Source organism: Saccharomonospora iraqiensis subsp. iraqiensis (assembly GCF_000430445.1).
Taxonomy (GTDB): Bacteria; Actinomycetota; Actinomycetes; order Mycobacteriales; family Pseudonocardiaceae; genus Saccharomonospora; species Saccharomonospora iraqiensis.
Window position 1 is genome coordinate 57300 of the sequence record NZ_KE387102.1, and the last position, 2645, is coordinate 59944.

The 2645-nt window shown below is 73.6% G+C and carries 3 protein-coding genes; all 3 read right to left on the bottom strand.

What is annotated here, in order from left to right; all coding sequences use genetic code 11:
* On the bottom strand, nt 1–706 hold a 706-nt coding region (gene lipB / locus ACTIR_RS23510), incomplete at its 3' end, for a lipoyl(octanoyl) transferase LipB (protein WP_065388596.1).
* 118 nt (nt 707–824) lie between these two features.
* Complete coding sequence (locus tag ACTIR_RS0114705) at nt 825–1718, bottom strand: TIGR01777 family oxidoreductase (protein WP_026454864.1); 894 nt, start codon at nt 1716–1718, stop codon at nt 825–827.
* 111 nt (nt 1719–1829) lie between these two features.
* The coding region (gene sucB / locus ACTIR_RS0114710; protein WP_026454865.1) for a 2-oxoglutarate dehydrogenase, E2 component, dihydrolipoamide succinyltransferase at nt 1830–2645 on the bottom strand (816 nt) is incomplete at its 5' end.

Consider the following 2645-nt stretch of genomic DNA (forward strand, 5'->3'; position numbering starts at 1 on the left):
CCGCGTCCCGGGGCAGCCAGCGGTCGTCGCGGACGGGCAGGTCACCCTCCAGGGCGGCCAGCACGGCGTCCCGGGCGAGCGGCAGCGCCTCCGCCACCGGCACGTCCCTGCCGAGCTCGGCGGACAGCGACGTGGTCCCGGCGTCGCTGATCCCGCACGGCACGATCCGGTCGAACGAGCCCAGGTCGGCGTCGCAGTTCAGCTCGAAGCCGTGCATGGTGACGCCGCGCTGCACCCGGATACCGATGGCGGCGATCTTGCGCTCGACCCCGCGGCCGTCGGCAGGCAGCCACACCCCGCTGCGGCCCTCGACCCGGCCGGTGTGCACGCCGAACTTCGCGCACACCTCGATCAGCGCCTCCTCGATGCGCCGGACGTAGTGCACCACGTCGACCGGGTCGGCCAGCCGGACGATCGGGTACCCGACCAGCTGCCCCGGCCCGTGCCAGGTGATCCGCCCGCCCCGGTCCACGTCGATGACCGGGGTGCCGTCGGTCGGCCGGTCCTCCGGACGGGTGCGCTTGCCCGCCGTGTACACCGACGGGTGCTCCAGCAGCAGGAACGTGTCCGGTGCGGAGCCGTCGGCGCGGGCCTCGGCCAGCTGCCGTTGCCGCTCCCACGCCTCGAGGTAGTCGATGGTGCCGAGCTCGCGGACGTCGACGGGGCCGCTCGCCGCGCGGCAGGAGGGGTTGGGGTTCTCACTCACGACGCCGAGGTTACGCCGGGCACGGGTGTGCGGGGCAACGCCGCTGTGGCCGGTGACCTCCCGGGTGTCCCGGCCCCGGTCGTCCCCGACCGCCGCCGGATCACCGTGCGGCCGCCGATCACCGTGCGCGGACCACCTCGGCCAGTGCACCGTCCAGATCCGGGTGCCGGAACTCGAACCCGGCCGCGGACAGCACCCCGGGCACGGCCCTGGGGCCGGTGAGCAGCATCTCGTCGGCGGCCTCACCGAGCGCGGCCTTCAACGCGACGCCCGGCACCCGCCACGGCGCGGGCCTGCCCAGCGCCCGACCCAGGGCACGGGTGAACTCCGCGTTCGTCACCGGCGTCGGTGCCGTCAGGTTCACCGGGCCCGTCACCCCGGCGTTCTCCAGCACGAACCGGATCACCGACACCTCGTCCGGCAGGCTGATCCACGGCAGGTACTGCCTGCCGTCGCCGAGCCGTCCGCCGAGCCCGAACCGGAACAACGGCAGCAGCGGGCCGAGCAGTCCTCCCTCGGCCGTGAGCACCGGCGCGGTCCGCAGCAGCACCACTCGGGCCCCGCCCCGGCGGGCCTGCTCGGTCGCCGCCTCCCACCGGTCGCACAGCCGCGCCAGGAACCCGGCACCGACCGGGGCGGACTCGTCCACCTCGGTCCCGCCGGTGTCGCCGTAGTAGTTGATCCCGGAGGCGTTGACCAGGGTCGGCACCCCGTGTTCGGCGATGGCCTCGGCGAGCACCTCGGTGGGCTCGATGCGCGAGTCGGCGAGCAGCTGCTTGCGGGCCGCGCTCCAGCGGCCGGAGGCCAGCGGTGCACCGCACAGGTTGACCACCGCGTCCACCCCGTCGAACGTGCCCGCGTCGATCCGGCCGGACGGGGGATCCCAGCCGTGCTCGTCGGGACGGCCGGGCCGCCTGCGCACCAGCCGCCGGACCTCGTGCCCGGCGTCGGTCAACCGGGTGCGGAGCGCACCACCGATCAGTCCGCTGGAACCGGCCACGAGAACGCGCATGGAGTCACTCTAGACGTCGAACGACGACGGGGCGTCCACCGACGGTGGTGGACGCCCCGTGTCGGGTGACGGCGGGTCAGCGGCCGGGGGCCGCCGCCCGGGGACGGACGGTCACAGACCCAGCTCGTCCTCGAAGTTGCCTTCCTCCAGGCGCTGCCGGATCGTGGTCAGGAACCGGCCCGCGTCGGCGCCGTCGATCAGCCGGTGGTCGTAGGTCAACGGCAGGTACGCCATCGAGCGGATGGAGATCGTGTCGTTGCCCTCGGTGTCGGTGACCACGACCGGCCGCTTGACCACCGCGCCGGTGCCGAGCATCCCGGACTGCGGCTGGACGATGATCGGCGTGTCGAACAGGGCGCCGTTGCTGCCGATGTTGGTGATGGTGAACGTCCCACCGGTCAGCTCGTCCGGGGTCACCTTGTTCGTGCGGGCGCGCTGCGCCAGGTCGGCGATCCGGTGGGCCAGACCGGCCAGGCTCAGCTCCCCGGCGTCGTGGATGACCACCGACAGCAACCCACGCTCGGTGTCCACGGCCACGCCGAGGTGCACCGCACCGTGGTAGGTGATCTCCTTCGTCTCCTCGTTGTACGAGGCGTTGACGTTCGGGTGCTGCTTGAGCGCCTCGACCGTGGCCTTGGCGAAGAACGGCAGGAACGTCAGGCCGACGCCCTCCCGCTCCCGGAAGGCCTCCTTCGCCCGGGCCCGCAGCTGGGCGATCCGGGTGACGTCGACCTCGTGGACCTGAGTGAGCTGCGCGGAGACCTGCAGCGACTCCCGGGTCTTCTCGGCCGTGATCTGCCGGATCCGGCTGGCCTTCTGCACCGTGCCGCGCAGTGCCGCCTTCTCCGAGTCGGACACCGCCACGGCCCGGTCCGGCTCGGTCGGCGCCGACGGCCGGGCCTGCTGCTGCGCGGCGGGCTGCGGCTG